Raw genomic sequence first — 15,037 nt, forward strand, 5'->3', positions numbered from 1 at the left:
CAGGCCCGCCCTCCCCTGGTTATTTCTTGCGGCGTCGCTGGGCAATGTGAATCGCCCGGTAATCCGCCGCCAATGCCGCCTCGTGCACCGTCTCGGACAGTGTCGGGTGGCTGAAGACCATCAACTGGAGATCTTCAATCGTCGCGCCAAACTCCATGGCGATCAGGCCGTGATGGATAAATTCAGAGGCCTGCGGCCCGATGGCGTGCATACCCAGCACACGATCGGTTTTCTCATCCACGACGAACTTCACCATGCCCTCAGCTTCCGCCGAGGCCAGGGCGCGGCCATTGGCCGCGAAAGGAGCCACCCCAACCTTGTAAGGTTCACCAGACGCTTTCACCTCGTCTTCCGACTTACCTACCCAGGCAATTTCCGGGTGGGTGTAGATCACGCTAGCAATGGCGTCGTAGTTCACTTGGGTGTGCTCACCGGCGATCACGTCGGCCACCATCACCCCTTCTTCCAGCGCCTTGTGCGCCAACGCCGGGCCGCGCACCAGATCACCAATGGCGTAAACGCCTGGAACATTGGTACGGCACTGGCCGTCGACGTAGATAAAGTTACGCTCATCCAATGACACGCCGGCATCGCCGGACAGCAGGTCATCGGTGTAAGGGCGACGTCCCACCGCCACAATCAGGCGGTCGAACACTTCCTGCTGATCGCCGTTGCCGTCGGTGTACGACACCGTGACTTTCTTGCCTTTCACTTCAGTGCCGGTAACACGGGCGCCGAGGCGCACGTCCAGACCCTGCTTGGTCAGCAGTTTCAGCGCTTCTTTACTGATTTGGGTGTCCACTGCCGGCAGGAACCGATCCACGGCTTCCAGTACCACCACTTCAGCACCGAGGCGGGCCCACACGCTGCCCAGCTCCAGTCCAATCACGCCGGCGCCGATCACGCCCAGACGCTTGGGTACACTGTTGAAGTCCAGCGCGCCGGTGGAATCCACCACCAAGTCGTCCTGCAGTGGCGCCACACCGATGTTCACCGGCACCGAACCTGCCGCCAGAATAACGTGCTCGGCAGCGATCACTTGTGCCTCGCCGTCCGCCGGCTGGAACTCCACCTGCTTGTTAGCCAGCAGCTTGCCGCTACCTTGCAACCAAGTGACCTTGTTGGCTTGGAACAGCGCGGCGATACCGCCGGTGAGCTGCTTCACCACTTCGTCCTTGCGCTGGATCATGACCGGCACGTCGATCTTAACTTTGCCGACCTCAATGCCGTGCAGGGACAGCTTTTCTTGCGCTTCGTAGAATTTCCACGAGGAATCCAGCAGCGCCTTGGAAGGAATGCAGCCCACGTTCAGGCAAGTACCGCCCAACGCCGGCTTGCCTTCCTTGCTGACCCGCTTCTCGATGCAAGCGGTTTTCAGCCCCAGCTGTGCGGCGCGGATGGCCGCGGCATAACCGCCGGGGCCTCCACCGATCACAATCACGTCGTATTTGTCGCTCATCGCTTTTTCCTATCTTTACGCGGGCGGCCCGCTGAACTCGATCAGATATCGAGCAGCAGACGCGCCGGGTCTTCGATGAAGTTCTTCACCGCCACCAGGAATTGCACCGCTTCCTTGCCATCGATCAGACGGTGGTCGTAGGACAGCGCCAAGTACATCATCGGCAGGATCTCAACCTTGCCGTCCACCGCCATCGGGCGCTCCTGAATCTTGTGCATGCCGAGGATCGCGGTCTGCGGCGGGTTCAAGATTGGCGTCGACAGCAATGACCCGAAGATGCCGCCGTTGGAGATGGTGAAGGTGCCACCGGTCATGTCTTCGATCGACAGTTTGCCGTCGCGGGCTTTGCTGCCGTACTCGATGATCTGCGACTCCACTTCTGCCAGCCCCTTGAGATCAGCGTCGCGCAGGATCGGCACCACCAGCCCGCGCTCGGTGGACACCGCCACGCCGACGTCGTAGTAGCCGTGGTAGACAATGTCGTCACCGTCGATGGAGGCGTTCACCGCCGGGAAGCGCTTCAGTGCTTCCACACAGGCGCGCACAAAGAAGCTCATGAAACCCAGACGCACGCCGTGGGCCTTCTCGAACGCCGACTGGTAGTCCTTACGCATCTGCATAATCGGCTTCATGTTCACTTCGTTGAAGGTAGTGAGCATGGCCGAGTTGTGCTGGGCATCGAGCAAACGCTCAGCAACGCGCTTGCGCAGACGGGTCATCGGCACCCGGCGCTCTTCGCGATCCCCCGGCGCAGCCGGGGCTGCTGCGGCGGCTGCCGCTGCCGGACTCTGGCCGGCCGGAGCCGCAGCACCGCGCTGCTCAACCGCCTGGGCCACATCCTGAGGAGTAATACGACCGCCCTTGCCAGACCCCGTCACCGCAGCCGCATCAACTCCCGCGGCACTCATTGCTTTGCGTGCCGCCGGACCCGCCGCTGCCGGAGTGCCGGTGGACGCCGCCGGTGCCTCTTGCGCAGCCGGCTGCTCGGCCGCTGGTGCTGCCGCGGCCGGCGCCGCTGCGGCGCCGCCCTCTTCGAGGTAGCCCAGTAGTTCCTGGCTTTCGATGGTCTCATCCTCGCCTTTGAGGATTTTGCCCATCACGCCGTCGGCCATGGCCACGACTTCGAGGACAACTTTGTCGGTTTCAATGTCTACCAGCAGGTCGTCGCGCTTGACCGCATCACCTTCCTTTTTGTGCCAGGTGGCGATGGTGCCGTCCGCAACGGATTCCGGGAATTGTGGCGCTTTGATTTCAATAGCCATGATCTGCCCTTAATTCTCTAGTGATGTTCCTGGTTTCTGCTTACTGGACGGTAAACGCGTCCTGCACCAACTGCTCTTGCTGTGCCACGTGCTCGGACATCAGCCCCGCTGCCGGTGCGGCCGCAGCCACCCGGCCAGCGTAACGCAGCATCAATGACGGTTTGAGTCGCTGCACCACATTGCGCATGTGGTGTTGGCTGCAGTACCAAGCGCCTTGGTTCATCGGCTCTTCCTGGCACCACACCACCGTCTCAATATTGGTGTAGGCGCTGATGATTTCGTACAGACGCTCTTCCGGGAACGGGTACAGCTGTTCGATCCGCACGATGGCGGTATCGGTGCGTTCCTCTGCTTCGCGCTTCTCAAGCAGGTCGTAATAGACCTTGCCACTGCACAGAATCAGACGTTTCACTGCCTTCGGATCGAGGTTCTCGACCTCGCCCAACACCGTTTCGAAACGGCCGTCGGACAGCTGTTCAAGACTGGATACCGCACGCTTGTGACGCAGTAGGCTCTTCGGACTCATGATCACCAGCGGCTTGCGCAGCGGGCGCAGGGCCTGGCGACGCAGCAGGTGGAAGATCTGCGCCGGCGTGCTCGGCACACACACCTGCAGGTTGTGCTCAGCGCACAATTGCAGGAAGCGTTCCAGACGGGCTGATGAGTGCTCTGGTCCCTGCCCTTCATAACCGTGCGGCAGCAGCAACGTCAGGCCACACAGACGGCCCCACTTGGATTCGCCCGAGGACATGAATTGGTCGATCACCACCTGGGCCCCGTTGGCGAAATCGCCGAACTGCGCTTCCCAGATGATCAGCGACTTCGGTGTGGTGGTGGCATAACCGTATTCAAATGCCAGCACCGCTTCTTCCGACAGCAGCGAATCATAGATCTCAAACGGCGGCTGCTCGGCAGACAGATCCTGCAGCGGCACATAGGCCTCGCCGTTCTTCTGGTTATAGAGGATCGCGTGGCGATGGGAGAACGTACCACGCCCCACATCCTGCCCGGTCAGGCGCACAGGGAAGCCCTGCTCCAACAAGGTGGCGTAGGCCAGCGTTTCACCGTAGCCCCAGTTGATCGGCATGGCGCCGGCGGTCATTTTGTTGCGATCTTCGAGGATCTTCTTGACCTGGCGTTGGGCCACAAAGCCTTCCGGCAAGGTCTCAAGCCGAGTGGCCAGTGCCTGCAGCTCTTTGAGTGGATAAGTGGTGTCCCAATCGTCGACCACGTCGTGGCCCACATAGGGCGCCCAATCCACGAACAGTGCTTTGTTCGGCTCGCGCACCAGTGCTTTCACCACGTGCAGGCCCTGGTCGAGCATGCTGCGGTATTCCTCCGCCATCTCGTCGCTCTCTTGCTCGCTGAGCACGCCATCCTTGATCAGGCGCTCGGCATAGAGAGTACGGGTGGTCGGCAGTGCTTTGATCTTCTGGTACATCAACGGCTGGGTCGCGGACGGCTCATCCGCTTCGTTATGGCCCAGACGGCGGTAGCAGATCAGGTCGATCACCACGTCTTTCTTGAACTGCATGCGGTAGTCGATCGCCAACTGGGTGACAAAGAACACCGCTTCGGGATCGTCGCCGTTGACGTGGAAAATCGGCGCTTGGACCATTTTCGCCACGTCAGTGCAGTACTCGGTGGAGCGGGCATCATCACGACGGCTAGTGGTAAAACCGACTTGGTTGTTGATGATCACATGCAGCGTACCGCCGGTTTTGAAACCGCGGGTCTGTGACATCTGGAAGGTTTCCATCACTACGCCCTGGCCCGCAAAGGCCGCGTCGCCATGGATGGCCAATGGGATCACCTGATCGCCCTGCCCGTCACCCCGACGGTCTTGGCGGGCCCGTACCGAGCCTTCCACTACCGGTGACACAATCTCCAAGTGCGAGGGGTTGAACGCCATCGCCAAGTGCACTTCGCCGCCCGGCGTCTGCACATTGGAGGAAAAGCCTTGGTGGTATTTCACGTCACCGGAGCCCTTCTGCACAAAGCCCTTGCCTTCGAACTCGCCGAACAGGTCAGCGGGGCTTTTGCCGAGGGTGTTCACCAGCATGTTCAGGCGGCCACGGTGGGCCATGCCGATGACGATTTCCTTCACGCCGTAGCTGCCGCCGCGCTGGATGATTTCATCCACCAACGGAATCAGCGACTCACCGCCTTCGAGGCCGAAACGCTTGGTGCCCGGGTAACGGGAACCCAAATACTTTTCCAGGCCTTCGGCAGCGGTCAAGCGCTCAAGGATGTGCTTGCGGATATCAGCACTGAATTGGGGGTGGCTGCGCACAGTTTCCAAACGTTGCTGGATCCAGCGCTTTTCAGCGGTGTTGACGATGTGCATGTACTCGGCGCCGACGCTGGCACAGTAAGTACGTTGCAGACAATCAACGATTTCACGCAGCGTAGCTTCCGGCTTGCCGAGGAACAGGTTGCCGGTTTGGAACACGGTGTCCATGTCGGCGGCACTGAGTCCATGGTGGGCCAGCTCCAGATCTACCACTTCCTCGCGTTCCATCTGGCCCAGCGGGTCCAGCTTGGCCACCTGATGGCCACGGTTGCGGTAAGCAGCGATAAGATGGAGCACCCGCACCTGGCGGCGCTCATGCTCGGAGCTGACAGTGCCGGCGCTGACTTTCTGCACACGCGATTTGTTCTTCGCTTGCAGCAGGAAGTACTCGCGCACGTTGCGATGAGGTTGGTCGGATTCAACCGATCCGGCTACTGCGGGGAGTTTCTCGAAGTAGGCGCGCCAGTCTTCTGGCACAGAGTTGGGATCAGTGAGATAGGATTCATACAGTTCATCAACGTAAGCCGAATTGCTTCCACTCAGAGGGGAAGAGGCCCACTGCCGCTGCATGGAACTGTCTTGCATCGTGTCGTTCCTTCTCGGGAGGTTTGGTAAAGGTCCCCTGCCAAAAGGATCGCAAGGGGATCGCCCATTTCCGCAGTTAAATTACAGAGCCGGCGCTTTGTAAGCGCCGTCTCTCCCGATACATTTTTAGCTCGGGGGATGTCCCCGAATCGCGTTCTAGTCTAGCCCCTCCGTCTCACGATTGTTAGACGTGAGTGGCAAATAATTTGACAAAACGGCCGCTTTTCCATAAATCGGCACGGGCCCGCAGACCGATCGGTCACGAAACCATCAATATTCCCGAACGCGATTCGGACTCTACCCCTTATGGGGACGTTCCGAGCAAAAAAAAGGCGACCCGTGGGCCGCCTTTTCTTCTTTTTACACTGCTCTATCCAACAACATAGAACGGATGTTACCGATTGCCCGTGTGGGGTTGAGACCCTTGGGGCAGACGCTTACACAGTTCATGATGCCGCGGCAGCGGAACAGCGAGAACGGGTCGTCCAGCTTTGCCAGACGCTCACTGCGTGCGGTATCGCGACTGTCCGCCAGGAAGCGGTAGGACTGCAGCAACGCCGCCGGACCGAGGAACTTGTCCGGATTCCACCAGAATGACGGGCAGCTGGTGGAGCAGCAGGCACACAGGATGCACTCGTAAAGACCGTCGATTTTCTCGCGCTCTTCCGGTGACTGCAGACGCTCGATGGCCGGAGCCGGGGTGTCGTTGATCAGGTACGGCTGCACCTTCTCGTACTGGTTGTAGAACATGGTCATGTCCACCACCAGGTCACGAATCACCGGCAGACCCGGCAGCGGGCGAATCACCAGCTTTTTCTTGCCTTCCAAGATGCCCGGCGCCACGTTCGACAGCGAGGTGACACAGGCCAAGCCGTTCTTGCCGTTCATGTTCATGCCGTCGGAGCCACACACCCCTTCACGGCAGGAGCGACGGTAAGCCAGCGACTCATCCTGCTCTTTCACCAGTGCCAGTACGTCCAGCACCATCACATCTTTGCCCTGGGTATCGACCTCGTAATCCTGCATGTAGGGTTCGCGGTCGGTCTCAGGATTGTATCGATAGATACTTACTTTAATCGTCATGATCCTGATCTCCGCTTAGTAGGTCCGAACCTTCGGCTGGAAGGCCTCGACGGTCTTCGGCGCGAAGTTGACTTCACGCTTGCCCAGCTGCTTGGTAGCCGGGTCGTAGATGGAGTGGCACAGCCAGTTCTCATCATCGCGATCCGGGTAGTCGTAGCGCGAGTGAGCACCACGGCTTTCGGTCCGGCCTTCAGCGGCCACGGCGGTGGCTTCCGCCACTTCCAGCAGGTTGTCCAGCTCCATTGCTTCAACGCGGGCGGAGTTGAACGCCTTGCTCTTATCTTCCAGGTGCGCTTCGGCAATACGGCCACGCAGGTCCGCCACCAGACGCACACCCTCTTCCATCAGATCGCCCTTGCGGAACACACCGAAGTGGTTCTGCATGCACTGCTGCAGCTCTTTACGCAGCTTAGTGACAGACTCACCTTTGCTGGAACCATCCCAACGACGGTAGCGGCCCATGGCCTGCTCGATGTCGTCACGGCTCGGCTCCGGCTGCTCCAGACCTTGGCGCAGCGCATCTTCGATGAACAGGCCAGCGGCGCGACCGAAGACCACCAAGTCCAGCAGCGAGTTGCCGCCCAGACGGTTAGCGCCATGCACCGATACGTTGCCCACTTCACCCACTGCATACAGGCCGTCGATGATTTCCGCTTGGCCATGATGACCATCGGACATGCGCAGCGCCTGACCGTGAATGTTGCAGGGAATGCCGCCCATCATGTAGTGGCAGGTCGGTACCACCGGCACCGGCTCTTTCACCGGGTCAGCGTGAGCGAAGGTAATGGACAGCTCACAGATGCCCGGCAGGCGGCTGTGCAGCACGTCCTCACCGAGGTGGTCGAGCTTCAGGTAAACGTGGTCACCGTTCGGGCCGCAACCACGGCCGTCGAGGATCTCCATCATCATGGAGCGAGCCACGACGTCACGGCCAGCAAGGTCCTTGGCGTTCGGCGCGTAACGCTCCATGAAGCGCTCGCCGTCTTTGTTCACCAAGTAGCCGCCTTCACCGCGACAGCCTTCGGTCACCAGCACACCCGCGCCAGCGATGCCGGTCGGGTGGAACTGCCACATTTCCATGTCCTGCACCGGGAAGCCGGCGCGCAGCGACATGCCGACACCGTCACCGGTGTTGATCAGGGCGTTGGTGGTGGACGCATAAATGCGGCCGGCACCGCCGGTGGCCAGCACCGTGGCGCGGGATTTGAAGAACACCACTTCACCGGTCTCGATGCACATCGCCATCACACCGCACACTTGCTTGCGGGCGTTGACCACCAGATCCATGGCGAACCACTCGCTGTAGATCTGAGTGTTGTGCTTGAGGTTTTGCTGGTAAAGGGTGTGCAGCAATGCGTGACCGGTCCGGTCCGCTGCCGCGCAGGTACGCGCAGCTTGGCCGCCTTCGCCGAAGTTCTTCGACTGGCCACCGAACGGACGCTGGTAGATACGGCCTTCCTCAGTGCGCGAGAACGGCAGACCCATGTGGTCCAGCTCAAACACCGCTTCCGGACCGACTGAGCACATGTACTCAATGGCGTCTTGGTCGCCGATGTAGTCGGAGCCCTTGACGGTGTCGTACATGTGCCAACGCCAATCGTCATTCGGATCAGCAGAAGCGATTGCACAGGTAATACCGCCTTGGGCGGACACCGTGTGCGAACGGGTCGGGAATACTTTTGAGATCAGTGCGGTCTTGAAACCGGACTGCGCCATCTGCAGGGAAGCGCGCATGCCCGCGCCGCCACCACCGACAACGATGGCGTCAAAGGAAATAGTACGAATCATGTTATGCGGCTCCCCAAATCATCCACAGTGCCCACAGCGAGTACGCTGCCAGCAGCAGTGCCAGTACGGTCTGGCCCACCAAACGCACGCACGTGGCGGCATTGCCGAACGCCATGCGGGTCAGGTAGTCGGTGGTCACCGTCCACAGGCCAACCCAAGCGTGGCCAGCGATCGATGCCACCACCAGGGTATTGATGACTTTCATGGGGACTGAGCCCATCAGGGCCGCCCAAGCTTCATAGGTGAGATCGCTGCCGGTGCAGACGATGTAGCCGCCGAGGGCGATGGTGTAGACCGCCAGTAGCACAGCGCTGACGCGCTGCAGCAGCCAATCGGACATGCCGCTACGGCTGAAATTGGTGACGCTGGTTACCATACCCACACCCCCGCCAGAAGAATGAGAACCACGGCGATCACCAAGGCCACGATGGTGGCGCGGTGACCGGATTCCTTGGTCAGTGCAAAGCCAAGGTCCATTACCAGGTGCTTAGTGCCAGCCACCAGGTGGTACAGCAGTGCGGCAAGAATGCCCCACAGCACCAGCTTGGCCAGCGGACTGGTCAGGCATTCTTTCAGTTCAGCAAAGCTTTCCGGAGACGCCAAAGAGCGATCCAGCATCCACAGCAAAATAGGCAGCGCCACGAACAGCACGATGCCGGTAATACGGTGGGTAATGGAAGCCAAGGCGCTGACCGGGAACTTGATCGTCTTAAGATCGAGGTTTACGGGTCGCTTATCGTTCACGGTAGCCATCACTTATAGCCGGGCTCCTGCGGGCAGGAGCGGTTGTCGGGAACGTCGTGAGTCTGGTGAAAATGACAGGCGCGAACGCTGCATTAACAGAAGACCTTGCGCCCCTCGGCCGGGGTGCCAGGGGCGCGACGGGTGCGAAGTATATCCCTGCGCCTATGTGAAAACAAACAGCAGCAACCTGCTCGAAAAAGCCACAACACACTGTTTTTAATGGGGTACGGATGCCCTCCTATATGTAGGAGCACGATCGCGTGACTGATTGGTTCGCGCGATTTCTGGAAAAAACGCTTAACATGCTGTTTCGCCGACGCCTGCGCTGGGGCGTCGTCGCCGGACTGCCCGGCAACCCATCCCGCTGCATTTCTTACGCGCGTTGACAAAGATGTATCAAAACCTTAACGTCCCCGCGCCTAGCGTATTGCCGCTGATTTCATGCGTGAGAGCGCCGGCGGGCTTTTCCAAAACCGCCTCCGTGTAGGAGAAATCCATGACCGAGAAAAAAGCCATCCTGAAGGTGGACGGCCACGAGGATATCGCGCTGTCGGTATACTCACCCACTTTGGGCCAGGACGTCATTGACGTAGCTCCCCTGACCGCCAAGCAACTGTTCACGTTCGACCCTGGCTTTACTTCCACCGCGTCCTGCGAGTCGAAGATCACCTACATTGATGGTGAAAAGGGTCAGCTGCTGCACCGCGGCTACTCGATCGAGGAACTGGCCAGCCAGTCCGACTACCTGGAAGTGTGCTACCTGCTGCTCAAGGGCGAGCTGCCCACCGCCGAGCAAAAGGAAAAATTCGTCAGCACGGTCAAGAACCACACCATGGTTCATGAACAGCTGCAATTCTTCTACCGCGGTTTCCGCCGTGACGCCCATCCGATGGCCGTCATGTGTGGTGTGGTCGGCGCGCTGTCCGCGTTCTACCACGACTCCCTGGACATCAATAATGAAGCGCACCGCGAGATCACCGCCATGCGCCTCATCGCCAAGATGCCCACCATTGCCGCCATGTGCTACAAGTACACCGTCGGCCAGCCGTTCATGTACCCGCGCAATGACCTGGGTTACGCAGAGAACTTCCTGCACATGATGTTCGGCACCCCGTGCGAGGAATCCAAGATCAGTCCGGTGGCCGCTCGCGCCATGGACCGCATCTTCATCCTCCACGCTGACCACGAACAGAACGCCTCCACCTCCACCGTACGCTTGGCCGGCTCTTCCGGCGCCAACCCGTTCGCATGCATCGCAGCCGGCATCTCCGCGCTGTGGGGCCCGGCGCACGGCGGTGCCAACGAAGCGGTGCTGAACATGCTCGACGAAATCGGCGACGTGTCCAACATCGACAAGTACATTGCTAAGGCCAAAGACCGCAACGACCCGTTCAAGCTGATGGGCTTCGGTCACCGGGTGTACAAGAACTATGACCCGCGCGCCTCTGTGATGCGCGAGTCCTGCCATGAAGTACTGGCCGAATTGGGCGTCAACGATCCGCAGCTGGAGCTGGCGATGAAGCTCGAGCAAATCGCCCTGTCCGACCCCTACTTCAAAGAAAAGAAACTGTTCCCGAACGTGGATTTCTACTCCGGCATCATCCTCAAGGCGCTGGGCATCCCGACGTCCATGTTCACCGTGATTTTCGCCCTGTCTCGCACCGTGGGCTGGATCGCACACTGGAACGAAATGATCTCCAACCCCTACAAGATCGGTCGCCCGCGCCAGCTTTACACCGGCGAAAAAGAGCGTCCGTTCGTAGCGGTGGACGAGCGCAACTGATCCATCAGTTGCTGCTGAAAAAGCCCGGCATTGGCCGGGCTTTTTTTATGTCACGGAAATAGCTTTCCCAGACCGCACCCCCCTAGCTACCAGCCTGCACGCGAGCGACCCACTCACAACATCCCGATCGCTTCTCAGGCAAAGATCGCAGCAATACCTAGCAAGACATCTGTTTTAGCAACCAGCCCACGCTCTGCTACAGTGCCGCATTCACTTTTCCACAAGGAGCCGTCATGAGCCTTGATATCGCATTCCTTGGCCTCGGTGTCATGGGCTATCCCATGGCCGGCCACCTGGCCCGTGCAGGCCACCGCGTCACCGTCTACAACCGCACTACCGCCACCGCCGAACACTGGGTGGCGGAGCATGGCGGCCAGCGCGCGGACAGCCCCGCCGCGGCCGCACAGCACGCACAAATGGTGTTTAGCTGCGTCGGTAATGATGACGACCTACGTGCCGTGCTGGCCGGCACGGACGGCGCCCTGGCCGGCGCCCGCCCTGGCACGCTGCTGGTGGATCACACCACGGCCTCGGCGGACGTCGCGCGAGAACTGCACCAAGCCGCCCTCGCCCAGGGCGCACGCTTTATGGACGCCCCGGTCTCCGGTGGCCAGCAAGGTGCCGAGCAAGGCGTGCTCACCATCATGTGCGGCGGCGCCGAGTCCGATTTTGCCGACGCCGAACCGGTGTTGCGCAGCTATGCCCGTGCGGTGACGTTGATGGGCAACGTCGGCGCCGGCCAGCTTACCAAGATGGTCAACCAGATCTGCGTTGCCGGCGTGGTACAAGGTTTAGCAGAAGGCATGTCGTTCGCCGAGCAGGCCGGCCTGGACGTACAGCGAGTCATTGATGTGGTATCCCAGGGCGCCGCCAGCTCCTGGCAGATGGTCAACCGCCACCGCACCATGCTGGCCGATCAGTACCAGCACGGCTTTGCAGTGGATTGGATGCGCAAGGACTTGGATATGTGCCTCGCGGAAGCAGCGCAGAACGGCGCCGAACTGCCGCTCACCGAACTGGTGAATGACTTCTACCGTGAAGTGCAGGCACTTGGCGGCGGTCGCTGGGACACCTCTGCCCTGCTCAAACGGCTACAACAACGCCGGAAAAAATGACGACTGCTGGCCACCTGCGGGTGGCCGGATGACTGGCCTGCGACTATGGGCACGACAGCGCCACTGGAACAGCCATAAAAAAAGCCCGCTGCAGATGCAGCGGGCTTTCTTGTCTATGGCGTCCCCAAGGGGATTCGAACCCCTGTTACCGCCGTGAAAGGGCGGTGTCCTAGGCCTCTAGACGATGGGGACGTTTGTTGCTCACCGTCCTCTTATCCCCAGAGGATGGGTGAATTTGGTGGAGCTAGACGGGATCGAACCGTCGACCTCTTGCATGCCATGCAAGCGCTCTCCCAGCTGAGCTATAGCCCCGAAATTGCGGGATGCCAGCGTGACCGCGGCATCCCCTTATTCGGTCCGGTGCAGTGATTGCCCCGTTGAGGCTGCGCATTCTAGCAACTGCCGAAGGGGTGTCAAGCGTCCGAAACCAAAAAAGCACGGTTTGTTCAAAGGCTGAGCAAGCCGCGCCTTATTCGGCTATTTCCTGAGCAGATTCAGCACCTTGCTGCAGCGCCGCCCAACTCTTCTCTAGTTGCTTGAGCTGCTTTTTCGACACCCCACCCAGCGCTTCAATGGCGGTACGCAGACGCATCCGCGACAGGTCGGGACCAATCAGCGCCATGGCGTCCACCACAGAAAAACTGGCCGGGGTGCCGGCGATCGCGACGAACACCGGGAACAAGAAATCCTTCACCTTCACCTTCAGCGCCTTAGACAGCGACTGGGCCTCAGCGAATAGCGCATCGCGTTCCCACTGACGCAGTGCTTCCAGCGACCACAGCAAATACTGCAGCCATACTTTCATGTCATCTGCGGCAATGGACGGGTGTGCGAACGACGCTTCAGTCAGCGTCGGCACGTCACCGAAGCAGAAGCCGGCCCGCTCCACCACCTGGCTCAAGGTTTCCACCCGCGGTCGAATGTGTGGAATCACCTGGCGTGCGTATTCACGGTTAAACAGCCAGTTTTGCAGAGTGTCGATGAACGCATCGTCAGACAACTCGCGCAGCCACTGGCCGTTAAGCCAGCTGAGTTTCTCCACGTCGAACACCGGCCCGCCCAGCGACACCCGCGTCAGGTCGAACTGCTGCTGCATTTCAGCGAGTGAGAATTTCTCGCGCTCGTCCGGCATCGACCAGCCCATGCGGCCGAGGTAATTCAGCAGTGCTTCCGGCAGGTAACCCTTATCCCGGTAATAGGTAATGCTGGTCGGGTTCTTGCGCTTGGACAGCTTCGATTTGTCTGGATTGCGCAGCAGCGGCATGTGGCATAGCACCGGCATCTGCCAACCGAAGTACTGGTACAGCAACAGGTGTTTCGGCGCCGAGTTGATCCATTCTTCACCGCGGATCACATGGGTGATCTGCATCAGGTGGTCATCCACCACGTTGGCCAGGTGGTAAGTGGGCATGCCGTCAGACTTGAGCAAGATCTGCGCGTCCACCTGCGCCCAGTCCAACTCGATTTCACCGCGCAGCAGGTCCTGAATCGCGACCTTGCCTTCCTCCGGCACCTGCATGCGCACCACCGATGGCATGCCAGCCGCTTCGCGGCGCGCCACCTCGTCTGCGGGCAGCGCCAGATCAGAGGGCTTCAGCGCGCGCTGGATGCCGGCCTCTTTGAGGCTGTCGCGCAGTTGATCGAGTTCTTCCGGGGTGCGGAAGCAACGGAATGCATGGCCACTGTCGAGCAGCTTTTGCGCATGCTCGGCGTAGACATCGCCGCGCTCGCTCTGCCGATACGGCCCGTGTGGGCCGCCCACGTCCGGGCCTTCGTCCCAGTCCAGTCCCAGCCAGCGCAGCGACGCCAGAATCGCCTGCTCCGATTCCGGGGTGGAGCGCAGCCGGTCGGTGTCCTCGATGCGCAGAATAAACTGGCCACCGTGCTGGCGCGCAAAACAGGCGTTGAACAGCGCAATGTAGGCGGTGCCAACGTGGGGATCGCCAGTGGGGGACGGCGCGACCCGGGTACGAACAACAGTCATGTGAACTCCGACAGAACAACAATGGGCGGCAGTATACCCGGCTTGTGGCCACCCTTCCGCAGTGCTGTGGTTGCCGGGTGCCCGGCGCGTTTGATTCTTGTTAAGCTCGGCTTCTTGCGGCGTCCCCTGCGGCGTCGAAATCCCCCAGGCACGAAGGACTGCACCATGAAACGCATTGTTGCTCCGCTCTCCCTGCTCGCCTGCGCCGCTATGCTGGGCGCCTGCTCCGAACCGGCCACCCCGACCACCGAGGCGTCAGCCGCGCCGAGCGTGACGCCTACCACGGTGTCGCTGCCGCGCCAAAGTTCCACTGCTGATGCGCGGGTCTACTTCGTCAGCCCCGCAGACGGCGCCACCCTGTCGAACCCGGTGAAACTGGAATTCGGCCTCGACGGCATGCAGGTGGCACCGGCGGGTGATGCCACGCCGGGCACCGGTCATCACCATTTGCTGATCGACACACCGGAACTGCCGAACATGAACCAACCGCTTCCAGCCAACGACAAGCTGATTCACTTCGGTGGCGGCCAGACCGAAATCGAATTGGAACTGGCGCCGGGCACCCATCGCCTGCAACTGGTGTTGGGTGATGCGCTGCATATTCCGCACCAACCGCCGGTGGTGTCGGAGCCGATCACCATCACGGTAGAGTAATCGACAGCCGGTGCTGGCGCTGCGGTTGCGGCGCCGGCACCGCAGTTGCCACGAACGTTTTTTGCCGCGATCCCAGCGGTAATTTTTCCAGTGAATTGCCCTGCCAGGCCAGCGTTGAGTGCCGTCTAATTACATACTGGCCACCTTGCTCCACCGCTCTCTACTCCTGCGTTTGTGTGGTTTTCTGCACGTCAACAGCCGCCTGTTCCCCCATTTAAGCTGTCTCGGCCCGACCTATCGTTTCGGCCCGGTGCTCAGCCGATGTATTCACCTGGTTGGCTATTGAC

12 protein-coding genes and 2 tRNA genes are annotated in these 15,037 nt (G+C 60.4%); 4 read left to right on the forward strand and 10 right to left on the reverse strand.

Annotated elements, in window-relative coordinates; genetic code table 11:
* Nucleotides 1–19: 19 nt before the first annotated feature.
* The 7 genes from lpdA to sdhC all read right to left on the reverse strand — a co-directional run bounded on the left by lpdA (nucleotide 20) and on the right by sdhC (nucleotide 9,214).
* Nucleotides 20–1,459, reverse strand: a complete 1,440-nt coding sequence (lpdA, locus tag AB5I84_RS08065; protein WP_369455342.1) for a dihydrolipoyl dehydrogenase — start codon at nucleotides 1,457–1,459, stop codon at nucleotides 20–22.
* A gap of 41 nt (nucleotides 1,460–1,500) precedes the next feature.
* Nucleotides 1,501–2,721, reverse strand: a complete 1,221-nt coding sequence (gene odhB, locus AB5I84_RS08070) for a 2-oxoglutarate dehydrogenase complex dihydrolipoyllysine-residue succinyltransferase (protein WP_369455343.1) — start codon at nucleotides 2,719–2,721, stop codon at nucleotides 1,501–1,503.
* A 40-nt stretch (nucleotides 2,722–2,761) separates the two neighbouring features.
* A complete protein-coding gene (locus AB5I84_RS08075; RefSeq protein WP_369455344.1) occupies nucleotides 2,762–5,599 on the reverse strand; it encodes a 2-oxoglutarate dehydrogenase E1 component in 2,838 nt (945 codons plus the stop codon).
* Between the two features lie 360 nt (nucleotides 5,600–5,959).
* Nucleotides 5,960–6,676, reverse strand: coding sequence for a succinate dehydrogenase iron-sulfur subunit (locus AB5I84_RS08080; protein ID WP_439650207.1), 717 nt, complete (start codon nucleotides 6,674–6,676; stop codon nucleotides 5,960–5,962).
* A 21-nt stretch (nucleotides 6,677–6,697) separates the two neighbouring features.
* A complete protein-coding gene (gene sdhA, locus AB5I84_RS08085) occupies nucleotides 6,698–8,470 on the reverse strand; it encodes a succinate dehydrogenase flavoprotein subunit (protein ID WP_369455346.1) in 1,773 nt (590 codons plus the stop codon).
* Nucleotide 8,471: 1 nt separating this feature from the next.
* On the reverse strand, nucleotides 8,472–8,846 hold the full coding sequence (gene sdhD / locus AB5I84_RS08090) for a succinate dehydrogenase, hydrophobic membrane anchor protein (protein WP_369455347.1): 375 nt from the start codon (nucleotides 8,844–8,846) through the stop codon (nucleotides 8,472–8,474).
* The gene (sdhC, locus tag AB5I84_RS08095; protein ID WP_369456074.1) at nucleotides 8,840–9,214 is read right to left on the reverse strand and encodes a succinate dehydrogenase, cytochrome b556 subunit; all 375 of its coding nucleotides are present in this window, start codon (nucleotides 9,212–9,214) and stop codon (nucleotides 8,840–8,842) included. Before sdhC ends, sdhD begins: the two co-directional genes overlap by 7 nt.
* 260 nt (nucleotides 9,215–9,474) lie before the next feature.
* Between sdhC and AB5I84_RS08100 the strand changes: the two genes are divergently transcribed.
* The 3 genes from AB5I84_RS08100 (at nucleotide 9,475) to AB5I84_RS08110 (ending at nucleotide 12,112) form a co-directional block, all read left to right on the forward strand.
* Nucleotides 9,475–9,600 (forward strand): hypothetical protein, encoded by a 126-nt coding sequence (locus AB5I84_RS08100; protein WP_369455348.1) that lies wholly within the window; start codon nucleotides 9,475–9,477, stop codon nucleotides 9,598–9,600.
* Between the two features lie 110 nt (nucleotides 9,601–9,710).
* Complete coding sequence (gene gltA, locus AB5I84_RS08105; RefSeq protein WP_369455349.1) at nucleotides 9,711–10,997, forward strand: citrate synthase; 1,287 nt, start codon at nucleotides 9,711–9,713, stop codon at nucleotides 10,995–10,997.
* 233 nt (nucleotides 10,998–11,230) lie between these two features.
* Nucleotides 11,231–12,112 (forward strand): NAD(P)-dependent oxidoreductase, encoded by an 882-nt coding sequence (locus AB5I84_RS08110; protein WP_369455350.1) that lies wholly within the window; start codon nucleotides 11,231–11,233, stop codon nucleotides 12,110–12,112.
* A 116-nt stretch (nucleotides 12,113–12,228) separates the two neighbouring features.
* Here AB5I84_RS08110 and AB5I84_RS08115 read toward each other — a convergent pair.
* The 3 genes from AB5I84_RS08115 to gltX form a co-directional block, all read right to left on the reverse strand.
* Nucleotides 12,229–12,304: transfer RNA gene (locus AB5I84_RS08115), tRNA-Glu, on the reverse strand.
* A 44-nt stretch (nucleotides 12,305–12,348) separates the two neighbouring features.
* Nucleotides 12,349–12,424, reverse strand: a tRNA-Ala gene (locus AB5I84_RS08120).
* Between the two features lie 157 nt (nucleotides 12,425–12,581).
* The gene (gene gltX, locus AB5I84_RS08125) at nucleotides 12,582–14,096 is read right to left on the reverse strand and encodes a glutamate--tRNA ligase (RefSeq protein ID WP_369455351.1); all 1,515 of its coding nucleotides are present in this window, start codon (nucleotides 14,094–14,096) and stop codon (nucleotides 12,582–12,584) included.
* A gap of 165 nt (nucleotides 14,097–14,261) precedes the next feature.
* Here gltX and AB5I84_RS08130 point away from each other — a divergent pair, with 165 nt between their 5' ends.
* On the forward strand, nucleotides 14,262–14,750 hold the full coding sequence (locus AB5I84_RS08130; protein ID WP_369455352.1) for a DUF4399 domain-containing protein: 489 nt from the start codon (nucleotides 14,262–14,264) through the stop codon (nucleotides 14,748–14,750).
* The last annotated feature ends 287 nt before the right edge of the window (nucleotides 14,751–15,037 follow it).

This window comes from Alcanivorax sp. REN37 (assembly GCF_041102775.1).
Classification (GTDB): Bacteria; Pseudomonadota; Gammaproteobacteria; order Pseudomonadales; family Alcanivoracaceae; genus Isoalcanivorax; species Isoalcanivorax beigongshangi.